At 64.4% G+C, this 23,143-nt stretch carries 23 protein-coding genes; 14 read left to right on the top strand and 9 right to left on the bottom strand.

Annotation, left to right across the window (positions count from 1 at the left end):
• Positions 1 to 21: 21 nt before the first annotated feature.
• The 5 genes from AWB78_RS02675 to AWB78_RS46240 all read right to left on the bottom strand — a co-directional run bounded on the left by AWB78_RS02675 (position 22) and on the right by AWB78_RS46240 (position 4,420).
• On the bottom strand, positions 22 to 726 hold the full coding sequence (locus AWB78_RS02675) for an ABC transporter permease (protein WP_062601972.1): 705 nt from the start codon (positions 724 to 726) through the stop codon (positions 22 to 24).
• Positions 723 to 1,841, bottom strand: coding sequence for an ABC transporter ATP-binding protein (locus AWB78_RS02670; protein WP_062601969.1), 1,119 nt, complete (start codon positions 1,839 to 1,841; stop codon positions 723 to 725). Before AWB78_RS02670 ends, AWB78_RS02675 begins: the two co-directional genes overlap by 4 nt.
• Positions 1,842 to 1,844: 3 nt before the next feature.
• A complete protein-coding gene (locus AWB78_RS02665) occupies positions 1,845 to 2,570 on the bottom strand; it encodes an ABC transporter permease (protein WP_062601967.1) in 726 nt (241 codons plus the stop codon).
• 195 nt (positions 2,571 to 2,765) lie between these two features.
• A complete protein-coding gene (locus AWB78_RS02660; protein ID WP_157697396.1) occupies positions 2,766 to 4,025 on the bottom strand; it encodes an MFS transporter in 1,260 nt (419 codons plus the stop codon).
• Positions 4,022 to 4,420, bottom strand: a complete 399-nt coding sequence (locus tag AWB78_RS46240) for a hypothetical protein (RefSeq protein ID WP_157697395.1) — start codon at positions 4,418 to 4,420, stop codon at positions 4,022 to 4,024. Before AWB78_RS46240 ends, AWB78_RS02660 begins: the two co-directional genes overlap by 4 nt.
• Positions 4,421 to 4,533: 113 nt before the next feature.
• Between AWB78_RS46240 and AWB78_RS02650 the strand changes: the two genes are divergently transcribed.
• From AWB78_RS02650 to AWB78_RS02625, 6 genes are all read left to right on the top strand, one after another.
• A complete protein-coding gene (locus tag AWB78_RS02650; protein ID WP_062601961.1) occupies positions 4,534 to 5,091 on the top strand; it encodes a hypothetical protein in 558 nt (185 codons plus the stop codon).
• A gap of 206 nt (positions 5,092 to 5,297) precedes the next feature.
• Positions 5,298 to 7,433, top strand: coding sequence for a hybrid sensor histidine kinase/response regulator (locus AWB78_RS02645; RefSeq protein WP_062601959.1), 2,136 nt, complete (start codon positions 5,298 to 5,300; stop codon positions 7,431 to 7,433).
• 307 nt (positions 7,434 to 7,740) lie between these two features.
• The gene (locus tag AWB78_RS02640; protein WP_062601956.1) at positions 7,741 to 8,520 is read left to right on the top strand and encodes an acetoacetate decarboxylase; all 780 of its coding nucleotides are present in this window, start codon (positions 7,741 to 7,743) and stop codon (positions 8,518 to 8,520) included.
• Positions 8,521 to 8,568: 48 nt separating this feature from the next.
• Positions 8,569 to 9,351 (top strand): 3-hydroxybutyrate dehydrogenase, encoded by a 783-nt coding sequence (locus AWB78_RS02635; protein WP_062601954.1) that lies wholly within the window; start codon positions 8,569 to 8,571, stop codon positions 9,349 to 9,351.
• A 15-nt stretch (positions 9,352 to 9,366) separates the two neighbouring features.
• Positions 9,367 to 10,635, top strand: a complete 1,269-nt coding sequence (locus tag AWB78_RS02630) for a DUF3734 domain-containing protein (protein ID WP_062601952.1) — start codon at positions 9,367 to 9,369, stop codon at positions 10,633 to 10,635.
• 58 nt (positions 10,636 to 10,693) lie between these two features.
• The gene (locus AWB78_RS02625; protein WP_062601950.1) at positions 10,694 to 11,074 is read left to right on the top strand and encodes a VOC family protein; all 381 of its coding nucleotides are present in this window, start codon (positions 10,694 to 10,696) and stop codon (positions 11,072 to 11,074) included.
• 4 nt (positions 11,075 to 11,078) lie between these two features.
• Here AWB78_RS02625 and AWB78_RS02620 read toward each other — a convergent pair whose 3' ends face one another.
• Complete coding sequence (locus tag AWB78_RS02620) at positions 11,079 to 12,014, bottom strand: LysR family transcriptional regulator (protein WP_062601948.1); 936 nt, start codon at positions 12,012 to 12,014, stop codon at positions 11,079 to 11,081.
• A 118-nt stretch (positions 12,015 to 12,132) separates the two neighbouring features.
• Between AWB78_RS02620 and AWB78_RS02615 the strand changes: the two genes are divergently transcribed.
• A complete protein-coding gene (locus AWB78_RS02615; protein ID WP_062601946.1) occupies positions 12,133 to 13,551 on the top strand; it encodes a M20 family metallopeptidase in 1,419 nt (472 codons plus the stop codon).
• A 26-nt stretch (positions 13,552 to 13,577) separates the two neighbouring features.
• Complete coding sequence (locus AWB78_RS02610) at positions 13,578 to 14,855, top strand: MFS transporter (protein ID WP_062601944.1); 1,278 nt, start codon at positions 13,578 to 13,580, stop codon at positions 14,853 to 14,855.
• 100 nt (positions 14,856 to 14,955) lie between these two features.
• Here AWB78_RS02610 and AWB78_RS02605 read toward each other — a convergent pair whose 3' ends face one another.
• Together AWB78_RS02605 and AWB78_RS02600 are read right to left on the bottom strand one after the other, a co-directional pair.
• Entirely contained in the window at positions 14,956 to 15,252 is a 297-nt protein-coding gene (locus AWB78_RS02605) for a HigA family addiction module antitoxin (protein WP_062601942.1), read from the bottom strand.
• 10 nt (positions 15,253 to 15,262) lie between these two features.
• Complete coding sequence (locus AWB78_RS02600) at positions 15,263 to 15,541, bottom strand: type II toxin-antitoxin system RelE/ParE family toxin (protein ID WP_062602399.1); 279 nt, start codon at positions 15,539 to 15,541, stop codon at positions 15,263 to 15,265.
• A 370-nt stretch (positions 15,542 to 15,911) separates the two neighbouring features.
• Here AWB78_RS02600 and AWB78_RS02595 point away from each other — a divergent pair, with 370 nt between their 5' ends.
• The 5 genes from AWB78_RS02595 to nanR are packed head-to-tail and all read left to right on the top strand — an operon-like array spanning position 15,912 to position 21,545.
• Positions 15,912 to 17,258 (top strand): MFS transporter, encoded by a 1,347-nt coding sequence (locus AWB78_RS02595; protein WP_062601937.1) that lies wholly within the window; start codon positions 15,912 to 15,914, stop codon positions 17,256 to 17,258.
• Between the two features lie 28 nt (positions 17,259 to 17,286).
• A complete protein-coding gene (locus AWB78_RS02590; RefSeq protein WP_062601935.1) occupies positions 17,287 to 18,117 on the top strand; it encodes a phosphogluconate dehydrogenase C-terminal domain-containing protein in 831 nt (276 codons plus the stop codon).
• A 40-nt stretch (positions 18,118 to 18,157) separates the two neighbouring features.
• Complete coding sequence (locus AWB78_RS02585) at positions 18,158 to 19,408, top strand: ribulose-bisphosphate carboxylase large subunit family protein (protein ID WP_198399194.1); 1,251 nt, start codon at positions 18,158 to 18,160, stop codon at positions 19,406 to 19,408.
• A complete protein-coding gene (gene oiaK, locus AWB78_RS02580) occupies positions 19,405 to 20,781 on the top strand; it encodes a 3-oxo-isoapionate kinase OiaK (RefSeq protein WP_062601933.1) in 1,377 nt (458 codons plus the stop codon). The genes AWB78_RS02585 and oiaK overlap by 4 nt, the downstream gene beginning before the upstream one ends.
• 56 nt (positions 20,782 to 20,837) lie before the next feature.
• Complete coding sequence (gene nanR, locus AWB78_RS02575; protein ID WP_062601931.1) at positions 20,838 to 21,545, top strand: transcriptional regulator NanR; 708 nt, start codon at positions 20,838 to 20,840, stop codon at positions 21,543 to 21,545.
• Here the strand turns inward: nanR and AWB78_RS02570 are convergent.
• Positions 21,535 to 22,464 (bottom strand): LysR substrate-binding domain-containing protein, encoded by a 930-nt coding sequence (locus AWB78_RS02570; protein ID WP_062601930.1) that lies wholly within the window; start codon positions 22,462 to 22,464, stop codon positions 21,535 to 21,537. The two genes, nanR and AWB78_RS02570, sit on opposite strands and share 11 nt — an antisense overlap.
• A 252-nt stretch (positions 22,465 to 22,716) precedes the next feature.
• On the opposite strand from AWB78_RS02570, the gene AWB78_RS02565 reads away from it, so the two are divergent.
• A complete protein-coding gene (locus tag AWB78_RS02565; protein WP_062601927.1) occupies positions 22,717 to 23,025 on the top strand; it encodes a DUF4148 domain-containing protein in 309 nt (102 codons plus the stop codon).
• Positions 23,026 to 23,143 lie beyond the last annotated feature (118 nt).

The following is a 23,143-nucleotide window of genomic DNA, read 5'->3' as shown; positions in this document are numbered from 1 at the left end:
GTCTCTCTCATGATTGAAAAATCAGGCTTGCGGATTCACGCCGCGTGAAACGAGCATGCGCTGCATCTGACCGATGAACGCATCGGTGAAAATGGCCAGCAGCGCGGTGGGAACGGCGCCCGCGAGCAGCATGCCGAAGTCGTTCAGATCGATGCCCGTGAAGATCAGCTCGCCGAGCCCGCCGCCGCCGATCAGGAACGCGAGCGGCGCCGTGCCGACCGTGATCGCGAGTGCCGTGCGGATGCCCGCGAAGATCACATAGAGCGCATTGGGAAGCTCGACGCGCCAGAGGATCTGCCACGGCGTCATGCCCATGCCGGTGGCGGCTTCGATCAGCGCGGGCGGCACCGCGCGCAAGCCTTCGTACGTGTTCAATGCGATCGGCAGAAGCGTCGCGACCCACAGGCCGAATATCGCCGGCACCGCGCCGATGCCCATCACGCTCATCGCAAGGGCGAGCAGCGCGAGTTTCGGCACGGCCTGCCCGGCATTGAGCGACTGCATGACGATGGCCGCGCCGCGCTTCTGCGAAGGACGGCTCAGATAGATGCCTGCCGGAATCGCCACGATGATGGCGAGTACGCCCGCCACCGCGACCATCATCATCATGTGCAAGCCCTGATAAACGATGTCGCTGCGATACTGGCTGATGCTGTCCCACCAGCTATCCGCATGCGCCTGCGTGCTCGATGCGGCAAGCAGCGCGAGTGACAAGACGCGTTTCATGCGTGCTCTCCTGCGGGAAGCTTCAACATGTCGACGATGCGCTCCTGACTCACATAGCCGACGAAGCGGCCGTCGTCGTCCACGGTCGGCATCCACGATGCGCCGCTCGCGAACATCGTTGAAACGACGGTGCGCAAATCGTCCGTCTGACTCGCGGTGGCCTGCACGGGAATCGCATGCGCCGCGGTGATCGGACCTTCGACCTTGAGCAGACGGTCGATCGTGAGATAGCCGTGCGGCTTGTTCGCTGCATCGACGAGCACGATCTGTCCGACGCCGTGTTTCTCCATCATCGCCTTGGCGCGCGTGCTGTCCTCGCCGACGCGCACGAGGCAGTCGCAGGCGGAGAGCGCATCGTGTGCGCGCAGCAGGCGCAGACGCTTCAGCGCGCGGTCCGTGCCGACGAAGCCCGCGATGAACGGCGTCGCGGGCCGCGCGAGAATGTTGTCGGGCGAATCGAACTGTTCGAGATGACCGTTGCGGAAGATCGCGATCTTGTCGGCCATCTTCACGGCTTCGTCGATATCGTGGCTCACGAACATGATCGTCTTCTTCACCTGCTTCTGGATGCGCAGGAATTCATCCTGGATCAGTTCGCGGTTGATCGGATCGATTGCGCCGAAGGGTTCGTCCATCAGCATGACCGGCGGATCGGTGGCGAGCGCGCGCGCCACGCCCACGCGCTGAGCCTGCCCGCCCGACAGATCCTTCGGGTAGCGCGTGAGATACGTGGCCGGATCGAGCGCGACGATCTCGAGCAACTCCGCCGCGCGGCGGCGCGCCTTCGTCTTGTCCCATCCGAGCAGCGTGGGCACCACGCAGATGTTCTCTTCGACCGTCATGTTCGGAAAGAGGCCGATCTGCTGAATCACGTAACCGATGCGGCGGCGCAACTCGACCACTTCGAATTCATCGGTATCGCGTCCTTCGAGATAGATCTTGCCGGACGTCGGACGCACGAGACGATTGATCATCTTGAGCGTGGTGGTCTTGCCGCATCCCGATGGCCCGAGCAGCACGCAGATCTCGCCCGCGCCGACTTCCATGTTGATGCCGTCGACGACCGCGCTCGCCGCGCCGTCATATCGCTTGGTAAGGTTGGAGAGCTTGATCATGATTTATTGCGCGTGTCCGGTTTGTTTGCGAAAGCCCGTCATGGCGGAGAGGCGCAGCGCGAGGCTGGCGGTGCGCGAAGGCGCGCGAAGTCCTTTCGGCGTGAGCCAGCGCTGCACCCACGAGAGACCGATATCGGCGGCGATGGCGAGCACGCTCACGAGGATCGCGCCCGCGATCAGCTGACGCGGATCCGATTGCGAAATGCCGCGGCTGATGAGCTTGCCGAGACCGCCCGCGCCGATATATGCCGCGATCGCCGCGATGCCCACGTTGATCACCACGGCCATGCGCACGCCGGCCATGATGATCGGCAGCGCGATGGGAATCTCGACCTTGCGCAGGCGCTCGCCGGTCGTCATGCCCATGCCGCGCGCGGCTTCACGCAACGCCGGATCGATGTTGGTGATCGCGGTGTAGGTGTTGCGCACGATCGGCAACTGCGAATAGAGGAAGAGCGCGATGACCGTCGGCAGAAAGCCAATGCCTTGGCCGATCACGGAGAGGACGGGGATCATGAGGCCGAAGAGCGCGACCGAGGGAATCGTCATGATGATCGCGGCGACATACAACACGATCTTCGCGAGGCGTTCGTTGATCGTGATGACGATGCCGAGCGGCACGCCGGTGACGATCGCGAGTCCGACGCCCACGCCGACGATCTCGATGTGCTCGCCGGTCATTCTGGCGATGCTCGCCAGGTTGTCCCAGATGAAGGCAAGGGTTTCCACTATGTCTCCTGAGCTCTTCGTTGAGAGCCATGTTTATGTTTGTGCTGCCATGGCCTAAACGATAGAGCGGAGCGGAGACATAGGGCTAACATCGACCCGACATTGTTTGTCACAAAAGCGGCATGGCGTGCGTGTGATCCTGTTTTGTTCTTTTAAATCAGCGGGCTATGAAAGTAGTCCGACTGTACGCGCTGGTCATTGCAATGCTGCGCCGCGGCGTGCGCGAAGGCTGCGCCACGCGAAGGCGACGAGCGCGGCGGTAACGATCATCGAGAAGAGATAGATGCCGGCGGGGCCCGCGCAACTCATCACGAAGGAAGCGGCAATGGGGCCGATGCTGCCGCCGAGCGCGAACGTCAGCAACAGCCCGGCGCTTGCGGCTACGCGTTGACGTGAAGCGATCCCGTCGTTCGCATGCGCGACCGATACGCCGTAGATCGTGAAGATGAGGCTCACATGGAGATACGCGATCGGCTGAACGAGCGCCGCGCCGTGAAAGACGAAGAGCGCCGTGCTCGCGAGCATCAGCGTCGATGCGATCGCGCAGATCACGCGCTTGCGGTCGAGCCTGTCCGACAGATACGCGACCGGCCATTGCGGCAGCAGGGCCGCGATCAACGCCACGCCCATGAAGTGCGATACCTCTTCGACGCTATAACCCGCGCCGCGCATGTACACGGGATAGAGCGCATAGAACGTGCTGTTGAGCAGGCCCGATGCGAAGCATCCCCATAACGCGAGTGGGGCATCGCGCCAGAGCGTCGGCAATGCGTTGAGCTTCGTTTTCGGCGGCGATTCGAGCGGACCGGCGGGCGCGCTGCGCGTATCGTCATCCGCGACGGACACGCGCGCGAGACTCGCGGGCACGAGCGACAACGCGAAGAGTCCGGCCACGAGACTGAACAACTCGAAGCCATTCGGACTCGCAATGCCGATGAGGAACTGTCCCGCGCCCACGCAGAGATACGTGGTGATGAGATACATCGAGAAGATGCGCCCGCGAAAGGCATTCGGCGCGACGCCGTTGAGCCAGCTCTCCATCACGGCGAAGATGCCGACGAGCGACACGCCCGTCATGAAGCGCAGCGTCATCCAGATGAACGGCTGTGCGCTCACGGCATAGCCGAGTGCGCTGCAAGCGGCGAGGGCCGCGAAGGCCGCGAACGCGCGATGATGCCCGACGCGCGCGATCAACGCCGAGCCGTGCCATGCGCCCAGCATGAAGCCGGTGTAGTAGGCGGCCTGCACGAAGCCGATCGTCGACGAGGGGAAGTTCGCATGCACCATGCGCAACGCGACGAGCGTGCCGAGCAGGCCGTTGCCCATGACGAGCAGTGCGAAGCCGAGCAGCAGACTGGCGATGGATGAAACGATGCGGCCGAAGGGAAGCCCGGCGTCGTCGCGCTGCTCGCGTTCGTTGGCCGGACTCATGTTGCCCAGTTCTTCAGTGCTCACGCTGTCCGCCTCGATGTTTGCGCGCCGGATCGACGGCTCACTATACGGACGGAGAAGCAGAGGCCTGTAGCACGGGAGCGACATCGGCTTGCACGCATGCGGCGTTGTATGGCGCAAATGCCCGGGCGCGGGTTTTGCGCAGCGTTCAGCGACATCATCCGGTCATATAAAAAATGGACGAATCGCTCAACCTTCTGATGAATCGAGTCGCGCGCCAGATCGCGGAGCGTGAGGCGGCGCTCGCATCCGTGCGTGAAAGCGCGACGCGAGCGACCACAAAGCACGACCGCGAACGCATGCTTCTGACGCTTGCGGTGCTCGAAGACGAACTCGCCGGATGGAAACGGATTGCTGCGCGCATCGAACAGGCGGTTCTGGTCGAGCCGCGGAATCATCGGGCCATTCGGATGCCTGCGTTGCGATAGCTGGCGTCATCGACGGGACAGACACGCGAGCGCATTTCGATCAGAATGATCGAACGGCATCAACGACTCGCCGGCCCGATGTGATGCAACTCCGCGCGCAAGAACACATCCTCTCTCTCGTGGCCCACGACGCCGCGATGCTGCACGTCGCGCCGCCACGCGTGCGCTTCGTCAACACATCGGGCGGACCTTGCTACGACGCCTTGTTCAACCGCATCGAGATCGATCGCGCGACGCTTGCATTGCCCGAAGCGTTGCTGCACATCGTCGTCGCGCACGAAGTCGGCCATGCGACGCAACGCAAAGCCATGCTGCTCGATTTCGCGCGGACGGGTCTGTGCATCGCGGCGCTGCTCGCCATTCCATGCTTCATGTTCGCGACCTCGCCCGACGAGGACTTGTGGCGTGTAAGCGTGCCCGGTTTCGGCTTCGTGCTCGCGTTCATCGCGTGCTCGAAGATATGGCGTGCGTACGGCGTGAAACGCGCGGCCGCTTTCGAACTCGATGCGGACGCGAAAGCCGCATCGATCTGCGGTCCTGAATCGGCGCTCGCGGCGCTCGAAGCGACGGCAATGCGCGGACACATCGACGCCGCGCGTCTCGAAGCGATGCGCTCGCGTCTCATGTCCAGCGCGCAATAATTGCCTCGTTCCGGCTTCCTTCGCCCGGCAAATACTGCCGTCTCGCTCCGCGTGTGCAGGGTTTTCACTTAACAGATAAGTGATCGCGCGGTTTATTTTGCCGATCGCTAGAAAGGAAGCGCGCTATTGCCGCGTGACGCCGTTTTCGGCAACGATATTCGCTATAGAATGCCAGCCTTCTAATAGCTTTCGTCGTCGAATCAGTCATGAAGCCGCTCGCCAACGATTCACCTGCGCCGCTCGCGCTCTCGCGAAGCGCACTGCAGACGGAATCGCAGCAGGACGTCATCGATCTCCTGCAAGCGGACCTGAGCGAGAGCCGCGTTCTGCACGAGCTATGTCTTCATCTGCTCGTGAATCAGGACGCCGCCGGCTTTTATCAGCGCACCGTGGACGCCGCGAAGGACCTGCTTCGCGCCGACTTCGGCAGTCTTCAATTGCTCAGCCAGCGCGAGGACGGCAGCGAAGTGCTGCAACTGATCGCGCAACACGGTTTCACGCCGCTCGCGCGCGAACGCTGGCGCGAAGTGAACGCCGATTCGGCGACCAGTTGCGGCGCGGCATGGGCGAGGAGCGAACGTGTCGTGATTCCGGACATCGAGGACAGTGAACTGGTGCGCGGCACGATCGACTACATGATCTTTCGCGAGACCGGCATCCGCGCGATGCAGACCACGCCCTTGCGTTCGCGCAGCGGCGTGCTGCTCGGCATGCTCTCTACACATTGGCGTACCGTGCACGAACCCGATGTGAAGCAACTGCGTCTGCTCGACGTGATCGCGCGTCAGGCCGCCGATCTCGTCGAGCGTGCCGTGCAGGAAGAAGCCTTGCGCGTGAGCGAGTCGCGCTTCAGGGCGCTCGTGACATCGGCGTCGTATTCGGTGTATCGCATGAGCGCCGACTGGACCAGCATGCGCGCGCTCGACGGCCGCGGCTTTCTCGCCGATACCTTGTCCGACAGCGAGGAATGGCTCGACACGTACATTCATTCCGACGATCAGCCGGCCGTGCTGCGCGCGATCGACGCCGCCATATCATCGCAGGGTCTCTTCGAGCTGGAGCATCGCGTGTTGCGCGCCGACGGCTCGTTCGGCTGGACGCTGTCGCGCGCGGTGCCGATCTTCGATAGCGCCGGGCAACTCACGGAATGGTTCGGCGCCGCGAGCGACGTCACCGCGCGCAAGGATGCGGAACGCGCGCTGCGCGAAAGCGAGGCGCGGCTCATCGAAGCGGATCGCATGAAGGACCGCTTTCTCGCGACGCTCGCGCACGAGCTGCGCAATCCGCTCGCGCCGATCCGCAACGGCCTGCAGATTCTGCGCGTGAGCAGGAACGCGGAGCAGGCGGGCAACGTGCTCTCGATGCTCGATCGTCAGGTCGATCACATGGTGCGTCTCGTCGACGATCTGATGGAAGTCGCGCGCGTGACGAGCGGCGCGCTCGAGCTTCAGCGCGATCGCCTCGATCTCGCCGATGCGTTGAAGGCCGCGCTCGAGCTGAGCCGTCCCGCCGTCGAAGCGGGCGGTCATGCGCTGCAAGTGTGCTTCGCGCCGGAGCGCCTCATCGTCGATGGCGATGGCGTGCGCCTCGCGCAAGTGTTCTCGAATCTCATCAACAACGCGGCGAAGTACTCGCCGACACCGGGCCTCATCCAGGTCTCGCTCGGCAGCGAGGGCGGCACGGCGGTCGTGCGTGTCACCGATCACGGCATCGGCATCTCGGCGGGCGATCAGGCGCGGCTCTTCACGCTCTTCGGGCGGCTGCGGCAGTCGGCCGGCATCGGCGATGGCCTGGGCGTCGGGCTCGCGCTCGCGAAGCATCTCGTCGAAATGCATGGCGGTGCGATTTCCGTCGAAAGTGAAGGCGTGGGCTCGGGAAGCGCCTTCGTCGTTTCGCTGCCGCTCGTGACGAACGACGAAGCCGTGATGCCGGACCGCACGCGCGCCGCCGTCAGCGCATGCGACGGCCTGAGGGTCATGGTCATCGACGACAACCGCGACGCCGCCGACAGCCTCGGCTCCGTGCTGAATCTGCTCGGCTGCGAGGCTTCGGTTTTCTACGGCGGCGCGGAGGCTCTGCACGCGATGGATCGGGTCGCGCCCTCGCTCGTGCTGCTCGACATCGGCATGCCGGAGATGGATGGCTATGCGGTTGCGCGCCGGATCCGCGCATCGGCCCTGCATGACACTGTGATGCTCGTCGCGGTGACGGGGTGGGGGCAGGCGGAGGATCGCATGCGCACGGCGCAGGCGGGCTTCGACGATCACCTCGTCAAGCCCGTCGATATCGAGGTGCTCGAGCGCGTGCTGAGTCTCGCGGCGCAGCGTATCGAAGCGGTCTGATCGCGCGTCGGGCGGCGCACATCAAAAGGCACACTTCCGTGCAACCAGAGGAACGCCGGCTCGATCAAGTTCATGTGCTTGCAAGCCGTACGGCCTCGCGGCCCTTCTCCGCATGCGGGCCGCTGAAGCAACAGTATATTGCACAAAAAAATGCAATTCGTCAGTGGCCGTGCATAAGGCCTTGATGCATCGGCGTTTTTGTCGGTTCGCAGTGATGCGCGAGGCGTGCCGGTGCTGCCTGACGTCGACGACAAGTGTCATCGATTCCGTCTACTATCGGGCCTGCTCTCAACTCACCGACGACCCGATGAAAGAAGACGACATCCGCAGGAATGCCTTCGCCATGCCTGTGCACAATCCCGCCTACCCGCGTCCGCCGTTCCGCTTTCTCAATCGCGAATACTTCATCATCTCCTACGAAACCGACCTCGACGCGTTGCGTGCCGTGGTTCCGGAGCCGCTGAAGGTGGATAGCAATCTCGTGCATTACGAATTCATTCGCATGCCGGACTCGTCCGGCTTCGGCGATTACACCGAAAGCGGCCAGGTGATCTCCGTCATCGATCCGGACGGCAACAAGGGCGGCTACACCCACGCGATGTATCTCGACGACGAAGGCCCGATCGCCGGCGGCCGCGAGATCTGGGGCTTTCCGAAGAAGCTCGCGTCGCCGCGTCTTTCCGTCGACGGCAAGGACACGCTGCTCGGCACGCTCGATTACGGCACGCAACGCATCGCGACGGGCACGATGGGCTACAAGTATCGGCCGCTCGATCTCGAAGCCGAGCGCAGGAAGCTCGCCGATACGCCGAACTATCTGCTCAAGGTCTTGCCGCACGTCGACGGAACCGCACGCGTGTGCGAACTGGTTCGCTTCTTCCTGCGCGATGTGTCCGTGACCGGCGCATGGGAAGGCCCCGCCGCGCTGGAGTTGCACGCGCATGCGCTCGCGCCCGTCGCGGATCTGCCGGTGCGCAGGGTCGTGGGTGCGCGGCATGTCATCGCGAATCTCACGCTGGATATCGGTGAAGTCGCCTACGATTATCTCGCCCCCGCCGACGGCCTCAAGCTCGCCGTCAATCAATAAGCTCAACCACTTCGATAACTTCGATAACTTCGACAAAGGAACAGGCACATGGCATTGCAAGGAAAAGTCGCGCTCGTGACGGGCGCCGCGAGCGGCATCGGTGAACAGACGGCGCGCAAGCTCGCGGCCGACGGCGCGGCGGTCGTCATCGCCGATCTGAATCTCGCGAATGCGCAGCAGGTTGCGGACAGCATCGTCGCCGCGGGCGGAAAGGCGATCGCCGTCTCGATGGACGTGACGAGCGAAGACGCCGTGAACGCGGGCATCGAAGACGCGGTCGCGAAGCTCGGCGGCATCGACGTGCTCGTGTCGAACGCGGGTATCCAGATCGTCGCGCCGATCGAGGAATACGCATTCGCCGACTGGAAGAAGATGCTCGCCATCCATCTCGACGGCGCGTTCCTCACGACGAAGGCCGCGATCAAGCACATGTACGCATCGGGCAAGGGCGGCTCGATCATCTACATGGGATCGGTGCATTCGCATGAAGCGTCGAAGCTGAAGTCGGCGTATGTCACGGCGAAGCATGGTCTGCTGGGTCTTGCGCGCGTCGTTGCCAAGGAAGGCGGTCCGCGCGGCGTGCGCGCCAACGTGGTGTGCCCCGGTTTCGTCCGCACGCCGCTCGTCGAGAAGCAGATTCCCGAGCAGGCGAAAGCGCTCGGCATTTCCGAAGCGGATGTCGTGAAGAACGTGATGCTGAAGGAAACGGTCGATGGCGAATTCACCACCGTCGCCGATGTCGCGAATACGGTCGCGTTCCTCGCGGGCTTCGAATCGAATGCGCTGACGGGCCAGTCGATCGTCGTGAGCCACGGCTGGTTCATGCAATAAGCATAAGGAGAACCCATGCGCAGCAGTCGACGCAACACACTCATGCAGGCGAATCAGGTCGCGCTGCCGGACTACGATGACGTTTGCCTCGTGCTGCAAGGCGGCGGCGCGCTGGGTTCGTATCAGGCCGGCGTGTTCGAAGGGCTTGCCGAGGTCGGCATCGATCCGACCTGGACGTCGGGCATATCGATCGGCGCGTTGAATACCGCGATCATCGCGGGCAATGCGCCCGAGAATCGCGTGGCCGCGCTGCGCGGGTTCTGGGACACGATCTGCCAGCCTGCGGATCTCATCGGGCACGTGGGCGCGTTCCTGCCCGCGACCTTCGGCTTCGCCAATCTCGGCCGCAAGTTCTCGAGCATGTGGGCGGCCGCGCGCGCGCTGACCGAAGGGCAAAAGGGCTTCTTCTCGCCGCGCGTGCAGGTGCCGAATTTCGCGCCGGGCACGAAGAGCAAGCGCCCGAGCGAGGTCAGCTACTACGACACGTCTGCCTTGCGCGCGACGCTGCTGCGGTTCGCGGACTTCGACCGCATCAACGATGGCGGCATGCGCGTATCGGTGGGCGCGGTGAATGTTCGCACGGGCAATCTCGTCTACTTCGACAACACGAAGATGCGGCTCACGCCCGAGCATTTCATGGCGTCGGGCGCGTTGCCGCCGGGCTTTCCGGCTGTCGAGATCGATGGCGAGTTCTATTGGGACGGCGGTCTCGTATCGAATACGCCGTTGACGGAGATCATCGGCGATTGCCAGCACAAGGACACGCTCGTGTTTCAGGTGGATTTGTGGAGCGCACGCGGCACGCTGCCCGGCGATTTTCTCGATGTGAACGAGCGCACGAAGGACATCCAGTATTCGAGCAGAACGCGCGCGATCACGGATTTCGCGTCGAGCTATCAGAAGCATGCGCGGCTCATCAAGGAGTTGCTCGAGCATATTCCCGAGAAGACGCGCCGCTCGCATCCGCTGTTGCGCGAGGCGCAGATGATCGCGGATGGCGGCGCGGTGAATGTCGTGCACCTCATCTACAAGAACAAGTTCTTCGAAGGGCACTACAAGGACTACGAGTTCAGCAACGACACGATGGACGAGCACTGGGCGAGCGGGCTGGAAGATATCCGCCGCTCGTTCGGGCATCCGGAGTGGTTCGAGATTCCGAGTCATGATCTCGGGTTCGTCACGCACGATGTGCATCGGTATGAGCCTGCGCCGAAGGCGACGGCGGACATGCCGAAGGCGGTGTCGCAGAAGCTGGATGATGTGGATCTGGTGGAAGGGGTTTGAAGCTGTCGCGGGATTCATTTACTCTGGCTGATCCCGTAAGGACGAATCGAGGCACGTCATGAGCGACTGGAAACCCGCGACCTATCCCTCCATCAGCCCGTATCTCGTCTGCGAGAACGCGGAATCCATCATCGCGTTTCTGCAAAGCGTCTTCGACGCCACATTGGTCCGCCGCTTCGACCGTCCCGATGGCTCGTTGATGCATGCCGAAATACGCATCGACGACAGCATCGTGATGATCGGCGGCGGCGCGACCGATCAGCAATCGGCGGGGCCGCATATCCACGTCTATGTGCGCGACGTTCAAGCCGTCTACGATCGCGCGCTGCAACACGGCGCGCAAAGCGTGCAGGCGCCCACCCGCAAACGCGCCGACGACGACTTTCGCGGCGGCTTCCGCGATGCCGCCGGCACCACTTGGTGGGTCGCGACACAGTAAGCGGCTACCGCTTTTTCCTCTTCGCGCGCATCGCCGGCGCGCCCAGACTCTCGCGCAATGCGTTGGTCAGCGTCTTGAGAAACTGATCGACAGCGGGCGGCAAGCGCCGCTCGCGCATCACCGTCACTTGCAGCAGGCGTTCGTTCAATAAAGGCTCGTCGATGGGCGTGGCGACGAGCGTCGGCGGCCCGGGATCGCCTCCGAGCGCGATCGCGCTGCCGAGCGTGATCGCGCCGGTCAGCGCGGCGAAGTGATGCATCGCGCTCGAGTTGTTGCTCGTCAGAACCGGCTCCAGATGCACGCCGCGCGCCGAGCAGCACCAGTCGATCAACTGGCGCACGGTGGTGCCTCGATCGAGCACGGCAGTGGGGTACTGAAGCACGTCGTCGAGCGTGATGCTCGTCTTGCCTGCCAGCGGATGCGTCGGCGGCAGCAGTGCGCAGACCGGCGCCTTCACGCTGTATTCGACACTCAACGCCGTCGATGTCGACGTCGAGAACGCGAGCCCGACATCGACCTCGCCGCTCGCCACCCAATGCTCGACCTGCCCCGGCGTGCCGGAACGCATCACGAAACGCGTGCCCGGATGCTCGCGATAGTGCGACGCCATCACGCTGGGCAGAAAGCAGCGCGTGAAGCCTTCCGTGCAGCCGATGCGCACGATGCCGCGCCCGAGCGCATGCATCTCCGATATCTCGTCGAGCACCGCGTCGCCATCCATCAGCGCCCGGCGCGCGTGCTGCACGAGCAGTTCGCCCGCTTCGGTCAGGACCATGCCGCGCGGCATGCGTTCGAATAGCGGCGTGCCCGCCTGTTCCTCCAGCTTGGCGATCTGCCGGCTGATCGCCGATACCGCGACATGAAGCGCTTCCGATGCCGCCGCGAGCGACCCGGCGCGCGCGACCTCCACGAAGTATTTGAGTGCGATGCCATGCAACACGATGCTTTCCTCGAGCCTTGCCTTTTTGGCAATGCTAGTCGCAAAATTTGAAATTGTCGCGAATTTTTGGCGTTTTTAGACTGACCGGAATTGCAGTGACCCATTTTCCGGAGACGTCGTGAAAGAACCTCAGAACAGTCGCGAGACCGCCATCGCCATCGCGTGCAAAGCCTTCGATTCGGGCGTGTTTTTCGCGGACCTGCAGCGCCGCGTCGCGTTCCGCACCGAGAGCCAGAACGGCGCGAATCCGGCGCTGAACGCCTATCTCACCGATGAAGTCAGCGACACGCTCGCGCGTCTCGGCTTCACGGCGCGCGTCGTGGAGAATGCCGTCGCGGGCGGGCCGCCGTTTCTGATCGCGGAGCGTCACGAAGCCGACGACCTGCCGACCGTGCTGACCTACGGCCACGGCGACGTCGTGCGCGGCTACGACGAGCAATGGCGTGCGGGCCTGAAGCCGTGGGAGATCGTCGTCGATGAAGACCGCTGGTACGGCCGCGGCACCGCCGACAACAAAGGCCAGCATTCGGTCAACTTCGCCGCGCTCGCGGCCGTGTTGCAGGCGCGCGAGGGCAAGCTCGGCTACAACGTGAAGGTGATCTTCGAGACGGGCGAGGAGATCGGCTCGCCGGGTCTGAACGAAGTCTGCACCGCGCACAAGGACGCGCTCGCGGCGGACGTGTTCATCGCTTCGGATGGTCCGCGCGTATCGGCGGAGCGCCCGACGCTCTTTCTCGGCTCGCGCGGCGGCGTGCCGTTCGAGCTCACGGTGAATCTGCGCGAAGGCGGGCATCACTCGGGCAACTGGGGCGGCGTGCTGCGCAATCCGGCGGTCGTGCTGTCGCATGCGATCGCGAGCCTCGTCGATCGTCACGGGCGCATCGCCGTCGACGGATTGCGGCCGCCGCCCATATCCGATGCCGTGCGGGAAGCGCTCGCCGATATCGAGCTGGGCCGCGACGACAGCTCGCCCGATATCGATCCTACCTGGGGCGAGCCGGGCCTCACGCCGACCGAACGTGTGATCGGCTGGAACGCGCTCGAAGTCCTCGCGATGAAATCCGGCAATGCCGATGCGCCCGTCAACGCGATTCCGCCTTCCGCGAAGGCCGTGTGCCAGTTGCGCTTCGTGGTCGGCACGGATTGGGAGAACGTGCAGGCGCATCTGGAGCGCCACTTCGCGGAACACGGCTTTACGGAAGTCAGCGTGAACGTGACGCGCGCCTCGCCCGCGACGCGCCTCGATCTCGACGATCCCTGGGTTCACTGGGCGCTCGATTCGATGCGCGCGACCACGGGCAAGAAGCCCGCGCTGCTGCCGAACCTCGGCGGCACCGTGCCCAACGATGTCTTCGCGAAGACGCTCGGCCTGCCTACGTTGTGGGTGCCGCATTCGTATCCCGCCTGCAACCAGCACGCGCCGAACGAGCACGTGCTCGCGCCGGTGATGCGCGAATCGCTCGGCCTGATGGCGGGCCTCTGGTGGGATCTCGGCGAGATGGGCGCGGCGATCGTCGCCACGCGCAACGCGCATTAATCCAATGCCATCCATGACACGCTGACATCATGAACAAAAAGCCCCTGAGCCTGACGCAGATCGTGCTTGCGACTTCGGTCGGCAACGCGCTCGAATGGTTCGATATCGCGATTTATGCGTTCTTCGCGGTCTATATCGCGAAGAACTTCTTTCCGGCCGCGAACGAGACGGCTTCCATGCTGCTCACGTTCGGCTCGTTCGGCGCGTCGTATCTGGTGCGCCCGATCGGCGGCATGGTGCTCGGCGCATATGCCGACAAACGCGGACGCAAGGCCGCGCTGATGATGTCGGTCGGCCTGATGATGATCGGCACGGCGATCATCGCGGTGATTCCGTCGTATGCGTCGATCGGTCTGATGGCGCCTGCGGGCGTGTTCATCGCGCGCCTGATTCAGGGCTTCTCGGCAGGCGGCGAGTTCGGTCCGTCGACGGCGATGCTGATCGAGCACGCGCCGAACCGGCGCGGTCTGCTCGCGAGCTGGCAGTTCGCGACGCAAGGCCTCGCCACCTTGCTCGCATCGATCTTCGGCTTCGCGCTGGCCAAGCTGATGCCCGCCGCGGAACTTGCCGCATGGGGCTGGCGGATTCCGTTCTTCTTCGGCTTGCTGATCGGGCCGGCGGGCTTGTTCCTGCGCCGCTATCTCCAGGACGCGGCCGATTACACCGAAGCGCAGCACACCGCGACGCCCGTGCGCGATGTCTTCGCGCGGCAGAAGACCTTGCTGCTGATTTCGATCGGCGCGTTGACGGTATCGACGGCGGTGAACTATCTGCTGCAGTACGTGCCGACGTTCGCGATGCGCGAGCTGCATCTCGATGCGTCGACGGGTTTTGCCGCGAGCACCGTCGCGGGCTTGATGCTGACCTTCGTCACGCCGTTCGCGGGTCATCTCTCGGACAAGATCGGCCGCGTGAAGCAGATGTCGACGGCCGCGTTGCTGCTGTTCGTGACGGGGTATCCGGCGTTCTCGTATGTCGTGTCGCATGTGTCGGTGGCGGCGTTGTTCGTGCTCGTCGCGTGGCTCGCGCTGCTCAAGGCGATCTACTTCGGCGCGCTGCCTGCGTTGATGTCGGAGATCTTTCCCGTGTCGACGCGCGCGACGGGTATGTCGATCGGCTACAACATCGGCGTGACGGTGTTCGGCGGCTTCACGCCGGCGATCATCATCTGGTTGTTGAGCGCGACGGGCAGCAAGGCGGCGCCGAGCTTCTACATGATGTTCACGGCGGTGATCAGCCTCGCGGCGCTGGCGGCGGTGAGCCGGGGAAAGGGCGGGACGAGGGAGATGCGCGTCGCGGCGTGATGCGCTTTTCGGCCGGATTTCCTTGCGGTTCGGGGCTGCGCGACGAGCTTCAGAAAACACAAAGGGCGCCTCGGCGCCCTTTGATGTTTTTGACAGGATCTCAGACGTGCGCGCGCTCGACTTTGGGCGCGCCCTTGGATCGTGCTTGCCACAGGTCGTAAGCGGCCTGCTGCGCCAACCAGAGGTCGGCGCGACCACCGTTCTCCACGCCGAGCCAGCCTTCGATACGAAGGGCCATTTCCGGCGAGATTCCGGCGCGCCCGTTCAATACGCGCGATAGTGCCACGCGCGTAATGCCGAGTTGCGCGGCTGCTTGGGTCACCGTCAAGCCGAGCTCCGGAAGGACATCCTCCCGAAGGGTTTCGCCCGGGTGCGGCGGGTTGAACATTTGAGTCATTGACTTAGCCTCAGTGATAGTCCTGGTAGTCCACGAGGACGACGTCGACGCCTTCGAACCTGAACGTCATTCGCCAGTTTCCGTTCACGCTCACGGAGTAGTGGCCCGCCAGGGAGCCGTCGAGTCCGTGAAGCTTCCAGCCCGGAAGGTTCATGTCCTGTGCCGACTGCGCGATGTTGAGTTGAGCCAGTTGACGTCTTAGTCTCGAAGCGTGATCGGGCCTGATGCCGGCCTTACTTCCGCTGAAAAAGAATTCCTCGAGTCCCTTGTGTCGCCATGACTTGATCATGGTCCTCCCGATACCTGAAAAGTTTTGCCATTTGAGCCACTCCACGGGATGTTGGCGACGTCGGGCCGAAGGCCCTTCGACATGTCTGCCGGCCGTTCGTACGGCGTATAGTGTATAGCGACACTATACGGATTGCGGAGCCGGAAATCAACACGACAGGACCAGGCCGTGCCGTCGGGTTTTGCGCCGTGACGTGAGATTTGCGCGTACAGATACGACAACTTCACTTATCGAGCGGTGATTTTCTTGCACACCCCTGTGAGAAAAAATCGACCGATTTCGGCGTTTCCCCCTATGTCTCGCCTCCCACGCTCGGTAGTCTACTCATCACACCAGTTGACCACACCCGTGCGCTACGCCTGGAGGAGACATGAACGTTGCAGAAACGCAGTCCGTCGAGCAATCGGCGATCAGAAAAGTGTCGTGGCGGCTCGTGCCGTTCGTCGCGCTGATGTTCTTCATCAACTTTCTCGACCGGACCGCGATTTCCTTCGCCGGCCCGAACGGGATGACCAAGGATCTCGGTCTTACCGCCGCGCAGTTCGGTTTCGCGGCGGGCGTGTTCTTCATCGGCTATATCGTGCTGGAAATTCCCAGCAATCTCGCGCTCCACAAGTTTGGCGCGCGCCGCTGGCTCGCGCGCATCATGGTCACGTGGGGCATCGTCGCGCTGCTGTTCACGTGGGTCAGCAGCATGAGCGGGCTCTATACGCTGCGCTTCCTGCTCGGGGTCGCTGAAGCGGGCTTCTTTCCCGGCGCGATTCTCTTCCTCAGCATGTGGGTGCCCGCCAAGCATCGCAGCCATATCCTCGCGTTGTTCTATCTCGCGCAACCGCTCACGATCGTCATCGGCGCGCCGCTCGCCGCGCTGCTGATCGAAGCGCACGGTCTCTTCGGTCTCGCCGGCTGGCGCATCATGTTCTTCGGCGTCGCGATTCCGGCGATTCTCGTCGGCGTGATCGCGTGGTTCTATCTGACCGACAAACCCGCCGACGCCAAATGGCTCACGCCCGCCGAACGCGACTGGCTCACGACGCGTCTCGACGAAGAAGACCGCGCAAAGGGCGCATCGGCGGCGAAGGGCCACGGCAATCCCGTCGCCGCGCTGATGAGCGGCCGCGTGTGGCTCTTCGCGCTGATGTACTTCGGCCTGATCTACGGTCTGTATGCGCTCGCGTTCTTCCTGCCGACGATCATCGGCGGTTTCGAGACGCGCTTCGGCACGCACTTCAACGTGTTCCAGAAGGGCCTCATCACCGCGGTTCCGTATCTGCCCGCGGCCATCGCGCTGTTCCTGTGGAGCCGTGACGCGACGAAACGCGGCGTGCGCTCGTGGCATATCGGCGTGCCGGCGCTGATCGGCGCGGTGAGCGTGCCGCTCGCGCTGCAGATGGGTTCGCCCGCCGCGACCATCGGCGTGATCACCGTGACGGCCTGCGCGATCTTCTCCGCGCTGCCGAACTTCTGGGCGCTGCCGGCGCGCTTCCTGTCCGGCGCGGCTGCCGCTGCGGGCATCGCGCTCATCAACACCGTCGGCAATCTCGCGGGCTTCGTCGCGCCGTACATCACGGGCATGGCGAAGGACATGACGGGCTCGTATCAACTGCCGATGCTGATCGTCGGCGCAATGATGCTGATGTCCGCCGCGCTCGCTTTCGCCATCGGACGCACGAGCCAGGAGCGGACGCCCGAAGCCGTCGCGGCGAACGCACATTGAATATTCAACTCACATCGGAGATATCGACATGAAGGAAAAGATCGCGCTGTTCGGCGCAGGCGGAAAGATGGGCGTGCGCCTCTCGAGCAATCTGTTGAAGTCGGACTATCGTGTCGCGCACGTCGAACCGGGCGCGGCCGGCCAGAAGCGGCTGAAGGATGAACTGGGCATTGAATGCGTTTCCGCCGATGCCGCGCTCGACGGCGCGCAGGTCGTCATCCTCGCCGTGCCCGATACGCTGATCGGCAAGCTGTCGCACGACATCGCGCCGAAGCTCAAACCCGGCACGATGGTCATGACGCTCGACGCCGCCGCGCCTTTCGCGGGCCATCTTCCGGACCGCAAGGACCTGACGTACTTCGTCGCGCATCCGTGCCATCCGGTCATCTTCAACTACGACCTCGACGAAAAATCGCTGCACGATCACTTCGGCGGCGCCCATGCGAAGCAGTCGATCGTCAGCGCGCTGATGCAAGGCCCGGAGGAAGCGTTCGATCTCGGCGAGGCCGTCGCGAAGGTGATCTACGCGCCGATCCTGCGCTCGTATCGCTTGACCGTCGATCAGATGGCGATTCTGGAGCCGGGCCTGTCGGAGACGATCTGCGCGACGCTGCTCTACGTGATGCGCGAAGCGATGGACGAGACCATCAAGCGCGGCGTGCCCGAACAGGCGGCGCGCGACTTCCTGCTCGGCCACATGAACATTCTCGGCGCGGTGATCTTCAACGAGATTCCCGGCGCGTTCTCCGACGCGTGCAACAAGGCCATCGAGTTCGGCAAGCCGCGTCTCATGCGCGACGACTGGAAGAACGTGTTCGATCGCGAGGAAATCGCGGAGAGCATTCGCCGCATCACGTGAGCATCGCGCGGCTCCATCGTTGAAACCGACTTTTGAGGGAATGACTGTGACCGAACGCATCCACGCCACATACTGGCTCGAAACCGGCGTCGACCCGCGCACTGCCGCCGAAACGATCGCGGGCGAGCAGTCGAGCGGCACCTTCATCGCGCTGCCCGGCGAGACGCCCGAACTCAAGGCGCGCTCGGGCGCGCGCGTCGAGCGGCTCGACGTGCTGGGCCATAGCGAGACGCCGAGCCTGACGGGCGGCGCCGCATCGAAGTGTTATACGCAATGCCTGCTGGAACTCTCGTGGCCGATCGAGAACTTCGGGCCATCGCTGCCGAATCTGATGTCGACGATCGCCGGCAATCTGTTCGAACTGCGGCAGGTGTCCGGGCTGCGGCTGACGGGCTTGCGTCTGCCGGCTTCGTTCGCGGCGGCGTATCCCGGCCCGGCGTTCGGCATCGAAGGCACGCGCAAGCTGTCGGGCGTGACGCATGGACCGCTCATCGGCACGATCATCAAGCCGAGCGTCGGGCTTTCGCCGCAGGAGACGGCCGAGCAGGTGAAGGCGCTGGTCGCGGGCGGCATCGACTTCATCAAGGATGACGAACTGCAGGCGGACGGCTCGCATTGTCCGTTCGACGAACGCGTGCGCGCGGTGATGCGCGTCGTGAACGATCACGCCGAACGCACCGGCAAGAAGGTGATGGTCGCGTTCAACGTGACGGGCGATCTCGACCAGATGAAGCGCCGCCACGATCTCGTGCTCGAACAGGGCGGAACGTGCGTGATGGCGGTGCTCAATTCGATCGGTCTCGTCGGCATGACCGAGCTGCGCAAGCATAGCCAGTTGCCGATTCACGCGCATCGCGCGGGCTGGGGTTATCTCACGCGCAGCGAAGCGCTCGGCTGGGATTACGCGCCGTGGCAAATGCTGTGGCGTCTCGCGGGCGCGGACCATCTGCATGTGAACGGCTTGCGCAACAAGTTCAGCGAATCCGACGAAAGCGTGATCGCGGCGGCGCGCGCGGTGCTGACACCCGTGATGGACGCCGCGCCGATGACCGCGATGCCCGTCTTCAGCTCCGGCCAGACCGGCTTGCAGGCGGCGGACACGTATGCGGCCATCGGTTGCGCGGACCTGATCCACACGGCGGGCGGTGGCATCTTCGGTCATCCGGGCGGCGTGGCGGCGGGCGTCGAGGCCTTGCGCGAGGCGTGGGTCGCGGCGATGGAAGGCGTGCCGCTCGCGCGTCATGCCGAACGCAATCCGGCATTGAAGGCTGCGCTGGGGTTCTGGAAATGAGCGGCGGGAACCAGGCTGCATGGCCCGACGGCCTTCTTCTGGCCTATTACGGCGACGACTTCACCGGCTCCACCGACGCGATGGAAGCAATGACCGCCGCCGGCGTGCCGACGCTGCTCTGTCTGCGGCCGCCCACGCCCGAACTGCTCGCGCGCTTTCCGGACGTGCGTTGCGTGGGCCTCGCGGGATCGTCGCGCGGGCGCAGTCCGCAATGGATGGACGACGAGTTGCCGCGCGCCTTCGCGAGCCTTGCCGCGCTGGGCGCGCCGATCCTGCAATACAAGGTCTGCTCGACCTTCGATTCGTCGCCGCAGACGGGGTCGATCGGCCGCGCGATCGATATCGGCGTCACGCACATGCGCGGCGCGTGGTCGCCGATGATCGTCGGCGCGCCGCGTCTCAAGCGCTATCAGGCGTTCGGCAATCTGTTCGCGGCGGTGGAGGGCGAGGGCTATCGGCTGGACCGTCATCCGACGATGTCGCGCCATCCCGTCACGCCGATGAACGAAGCGGACCTGCGCGTGCATCTCGCGCGGCAGACGGAGCGGCGCATCGGCCTGATCGATTTCGTGCAGTTGCGTTCGCCCGATGTTCACGAACGCCTGAACGCGCTGGCGAATGACGATACGCCCGTCGTCATGATCGATGTGCTCGACGAGGACACGCTCGCCGCGGCGGGAAAGCTCGTCTGGGAAGCGCGCGGTGAAGGCGTGTTCACGGCGTCGTCGTCGGGATTGCAATACGCGCTCGCGGCGCACTGGCGCGCGAACGGGCTCGTGCCGCGAACGCCGGGCTTGCCGCAGGCCTCTTCCGTCGATGTGATCGCCGCCGTCAGCGGAAGCTGCTCGCCGGTGACGGCGGGACAGATCCGCTGGGCGCGCGACAACGGCTTCTGCGTCGAGCGCCTGGACTTGCGCCGCGCGCTCGATGCCAGGTCGCGCGAAGCCGAAATCGAACGCGTGGTCGGCATCGCGGCGCGCGCCGTGAGCGAGGGCAGAAGCCCAATCGTGTTCAGCGCCGAAGGCCCCGACGATCCCGCCGTCCTCGGCTTCGACGACATCGCCGCGCAAGCCGCTCTGAATCGCGCCGAAGCCGCGCGGCGCGTCGGCGAAACGCTCGCCGACGTGATGCGCCTGCTGCTCGATCGCACGCCGTTGCGCCGTGTCGTGGTCGCGGGCGGCGACAGCTCGGGCGAAGTGGCGAGCCGGCTCGGCATCACGGCATTGAGCGTCGCGGCGGGCATGGCGCCGGGCGCGCCGCTGTGCCGCGCGTGGTCCGCCGATCCCGCGCGCGACGGCCTTGAAATCGTGCTGAAGGGCGGGCAGATCGGCGGCGCTTCTTTCTTCGGAAACGTGCGCGACGGCGCTTCGTGAGCGGCGCGCTTCGTGATAAGGTCGGCGCAAAGAATCATCGAAGACAGGCAATTCCGATGGCTGACATCATTCAGCGGCGCAAGCTGTATCAGGACGTACTGGACCGGTTGATGGACCGTATCCGCTCGGGCGAGATCGCGCCCGGCGCGCAGTTGCCTTCCGAGCGCGAGCTCATGGAAGCGTACGGCGTGGGCCGTCCCGCGATCCGCGAGGCGTTGCAGAGCCTGGAGCGCTCCGGCATCGTCGAGATCGCGCATGGCGAGCGGGCGCGCGTCGTCGTGCCGACGGCGCAGAGCCTCATCGCGCAGATCGCGATCGGCACGATGCACCTCCTGCGCGCGCAGCCGGACATGCTGGAGCATCTGAAAGCGGCGCGGCTCTTTCTCGAAACCGGCACCGCGCGCATGGCGGCTGAGAAGGCGACGGAGGACGACATCGCGAGGCTCGTGCAGCGCGTCGAAGCGCAGCGTGAAGCCGTGCATGATCGCGATGCGTTCCTCGCCTGCGACATGGCGTTTCATCGCGAGATCGCGCAGATCACGGGCAATCCGATCTATCCGTCGATCGTCGAATCGATTTTCAACTGGGCCTCCGAATACTATCGGCCGATGGTGCGCGCGCCGGGCGCCGAAGCGTTGACGCTCGCGGAGCACGAACGCATCGTCGAGGCGATCGCCGCGCACGACGGCGACGCCGCCGCGGACGCGATGCACGCGCATCTGTCGCGCGCGAGCGCGCTCTACGGCAAGCTCATCACGTCCTGAGCGCCGCGCCGTCCCGCGCGCGCGGGAACGCGGCCATGTCCTTCAGGCTCTCGTTCATCTCTTCGATCAGCCAGCGCTCCAGTTGCGCGACATCGGCATGCGCGCGCAGATGCGGCGCGACCCACAGCACGAGTTCGCGCGGCCCCGGTGCGAAGCCGAACGGCGCGACGAGCTTGCCGGAGACGAGATCGTTCATGACGAGCATCTGCGGCACGAGCGCGATGCCGAGCCCGCACACGGCCGCCTGGATCAGCAGATAGAAGTGATCGTAGCGATCCGCGCTCGCGCCGGCGACGGGCGCGATGTGCATCGCCCGAAACCAGTCCGGCCACGCCTCGGGACGCGTGCGCGTGGACAGCAACTTCGCGCGCGCGAGATCGGCGGGCGCCGCGAGACCGGCCGACTGCGCATACTCGGGCGAGCAGACCGGCCCGATCCATTCGTCGATGAGCTTGCGCGTGATCGCGTCTTTCGGCGGCTCGATCGTGCTCGCGCGGATCGCGACGCTGATCTTGTCGCGCACGAAGTCGATCTGGTCGTAGTTCATGTTGAACTTCAGCTCGGTCTGCGGATAGCGCCGATGAAACCCCGCGATGCGCGGAATCAGCCAGTTCATCATGATGGTCGCCGAGCACGACAGCGTGAGCGGCTCGGGCTTCAGCTGCTCGATGCTCGCGTCGATGAGACCGAACGCGGCCGTGAGTCCTTCGGCGAGGCGCCTGCCCTCGGGCGTCGGTTCCGACGACTGCGCCGAGCGCACGAGCAGCGTCAGGCCGAGCGTATCTTCGAGCGCCTTCACCTGGCGGCTGATCGCGCCATGCGTGACGCACAACTCCTGCGCGGCGAGGGTCATGCTGCGCAGGCGCGCCACGGCTTCGAACGCTCGCAGGGCGTTGAGCGACGGACGCGGCGTCTGCATGATCTTCTCCCTTGGTCGGATCGTTTCTCGTCGCGATACGGGCACGCCGATTGTAGTCCGCCCGCACCGCCCGGCGACGTGTTTGTATCGCACTGTATCGTCATCGCCGGGTGACACACGGCGTTGCATAAACCGTCGTCCGCGAAACATGCCAGATACGTCGTCTGGTTTTAATACCTCCAAGCCCGAACGATTTGCAACCCACGGCGAATCGTCGAAACGGCCTCTCATTACATTCTCTGGAGGTAAATCATGAAAATCATTCAATCGCTCATCGTTGCTGCCGCTGTTGCGCTGCCGGCGCTCTCCTTTGCGCAATCGAATCAGCCGCTCACCCGCGCCGACGTGCGCGCGCAACTCGTCGAACTGCAAAAGGCCGGCTACAACCCGGCGAGCGACCAGACGCAATATCCGCAAAACATCCAGGCCGCGGAGGCGCGGCTGAATGCCGCGAAGGGCATCGGCGCGTATGGCGCTTCGGTGAGCGGCAGCGCCGCGTCCGGCACGCGCGCGCCGGATAACGACGTCATCGGCCTCGGTCCGATTTTTGCGAAATCCTGAACGCGCGGTTCTGGTTGCCCGCGGCGCCCCGGACGGATCGGCCGTCCGGGCGCTCTGCTCAGCGCCGATACGTTTTTGTTAATAACGTGTTGCACCACGAAATCATGGCCATCCAAGC

It is taken from the genome of Caballeronia calidae (assembly GCF_900044055.2).
In the GTDB taxonomy this organism is placed as follows: Bacteria; Pseudomonadota; Gammaproteobacteria; order Burkholderiales; family Burkholderiaceae; genus Caballeronia; species Caballeronia calidae.
The sequence above is the reverse complement of the archived record's forward strand: the minus strand, read 5'-3'. Positions and strand labels throughout refer to the sequence as shown.

Bases quoted from the DNA above. Each gene is read 5' to 3' on its own strand.
- AWB78_RS02675 (WP_062601972.1), bottom strand. From the start codon at position 726: ATGAAACGCGTCTTGTCACTCGCGCTGCTTGCCGCATCGAGCACGCAG.
- AWB78_RS02670 (WP_062601969.1), bottom strand. From the start codon at position 1,841: ATGATCAAGCTCTCCAACCTTACCAAGCGATATGACGGCGCGGCGAGC.
- AWB78_RS46240 (WP_157697395.1), bottom strand. From the start codon at position 4,420: ATGATTCCGCGGCTCGACCAGAACCGCCTGTTCGATGCGCGCAGCAAT.
- AWB78_RS02650 (WP_062601961.1), top strand. From the start codon at position 4,534: ATGCAACTCCGCGCGCAAGAACACATCCTCTCTCTCGTGGCCCACGAC.
- AWB78_RS02645 (WP_062601959.1), top strand. From the start codon at position 5,298: ATGAAGCCGCTCGCCAACGATTCACCTGCGCCGCTCGCGCTCTCGCGA.
- AWB78_RS02640 (WP_062601956.1), top strand. From the start codon at position 7,741: ATGAAAGAAGACGACATCCGCAGGAATGCCTTCGCCATGCCTGTGCAC.
- AWB78_RS02635 (WP_062601954.1), top strand. From the start codon at position 8,569: ATGGCATTGCAAGGAAAAGTCGCGCTCGTGACGGGCGCCGCGAGCGGC.
- AWB78_RS02630 (WP_062601952.1), top strand. From the start codon at position 9,367: ATGCGCAGCAGTCGACGCAACACACTCATGCAGGCGAATCAGGTCGCG.
- AWB78_RS02625 (WP_062601950.1), top strand. From the start codon at position 10,694: ATGAGCGACTGGAAACCCGCGACCTATCCCTCCATCAGCCCGTATCTC.
- AWB78_RS02605 (WP_062601942.1), bottom strand. From the start codon at position 15,252: ATGACTCAAATGTTCAACCCGCCGCACCCGGGCGAAACCCTTCGGGAG.
- AWB78_RS02600 (WP_062602399.1), bottom strand. From the start codon at position 15,541: ATGATCAAGTCATGGCGACACAAGGGACTCGAGGAATTCTTTTTCAGC.
- AWB78_RS02595 (WP_062601937.1), top strand. From the start codon at position 15,912: ATGAACGTTGCAGAAACGCAGTCCGTCGAGCAATCGGCGATCAGAAAA.
- AWB78_RS02590 (WP_062601935.1), top strand. From the start codon at position 17,287: ATGAAGGAAAAGATCGCGCTGTTCGGCGCAGGCGGAAAGATGGGCGTG.
- AWB78_RS02585 (WP_198399194.1), top strand. From the start codon at position 18,158: ATGACTGTGACCGAACGCATCCACGCCACATACTGGCTCGAAACCGGC.
- oiaK (WP_062601933.1), top strand. From the start codon at position 19,405: ATGAGCGGCGGGAACCAGGCTGCATGGCCCGACGGCCTTCTTCTGGCC.
- nanR (WP_062601931.1), top strand. From the start codon at position 20,838: ATGGCTGACATCATTCAGCGGCGCAAGCTGTATCAGGACGTACTGGAC.
- AWB78_RS02570 (WP_062601930.1), bottom strand. From the start codon at position 22,464: ATGCAGACGCCGCGTCCGTCGCTCAACGCCCTGCGAGCGTTCGAAGCC.
- AWB78_RS02565 (WP_062601927.1), top strand. From the start codon at position 22,717: ATGAAAATCATTCAATCGCTCATCGTTGCTGCCGCTGTTGCGCTGCCG.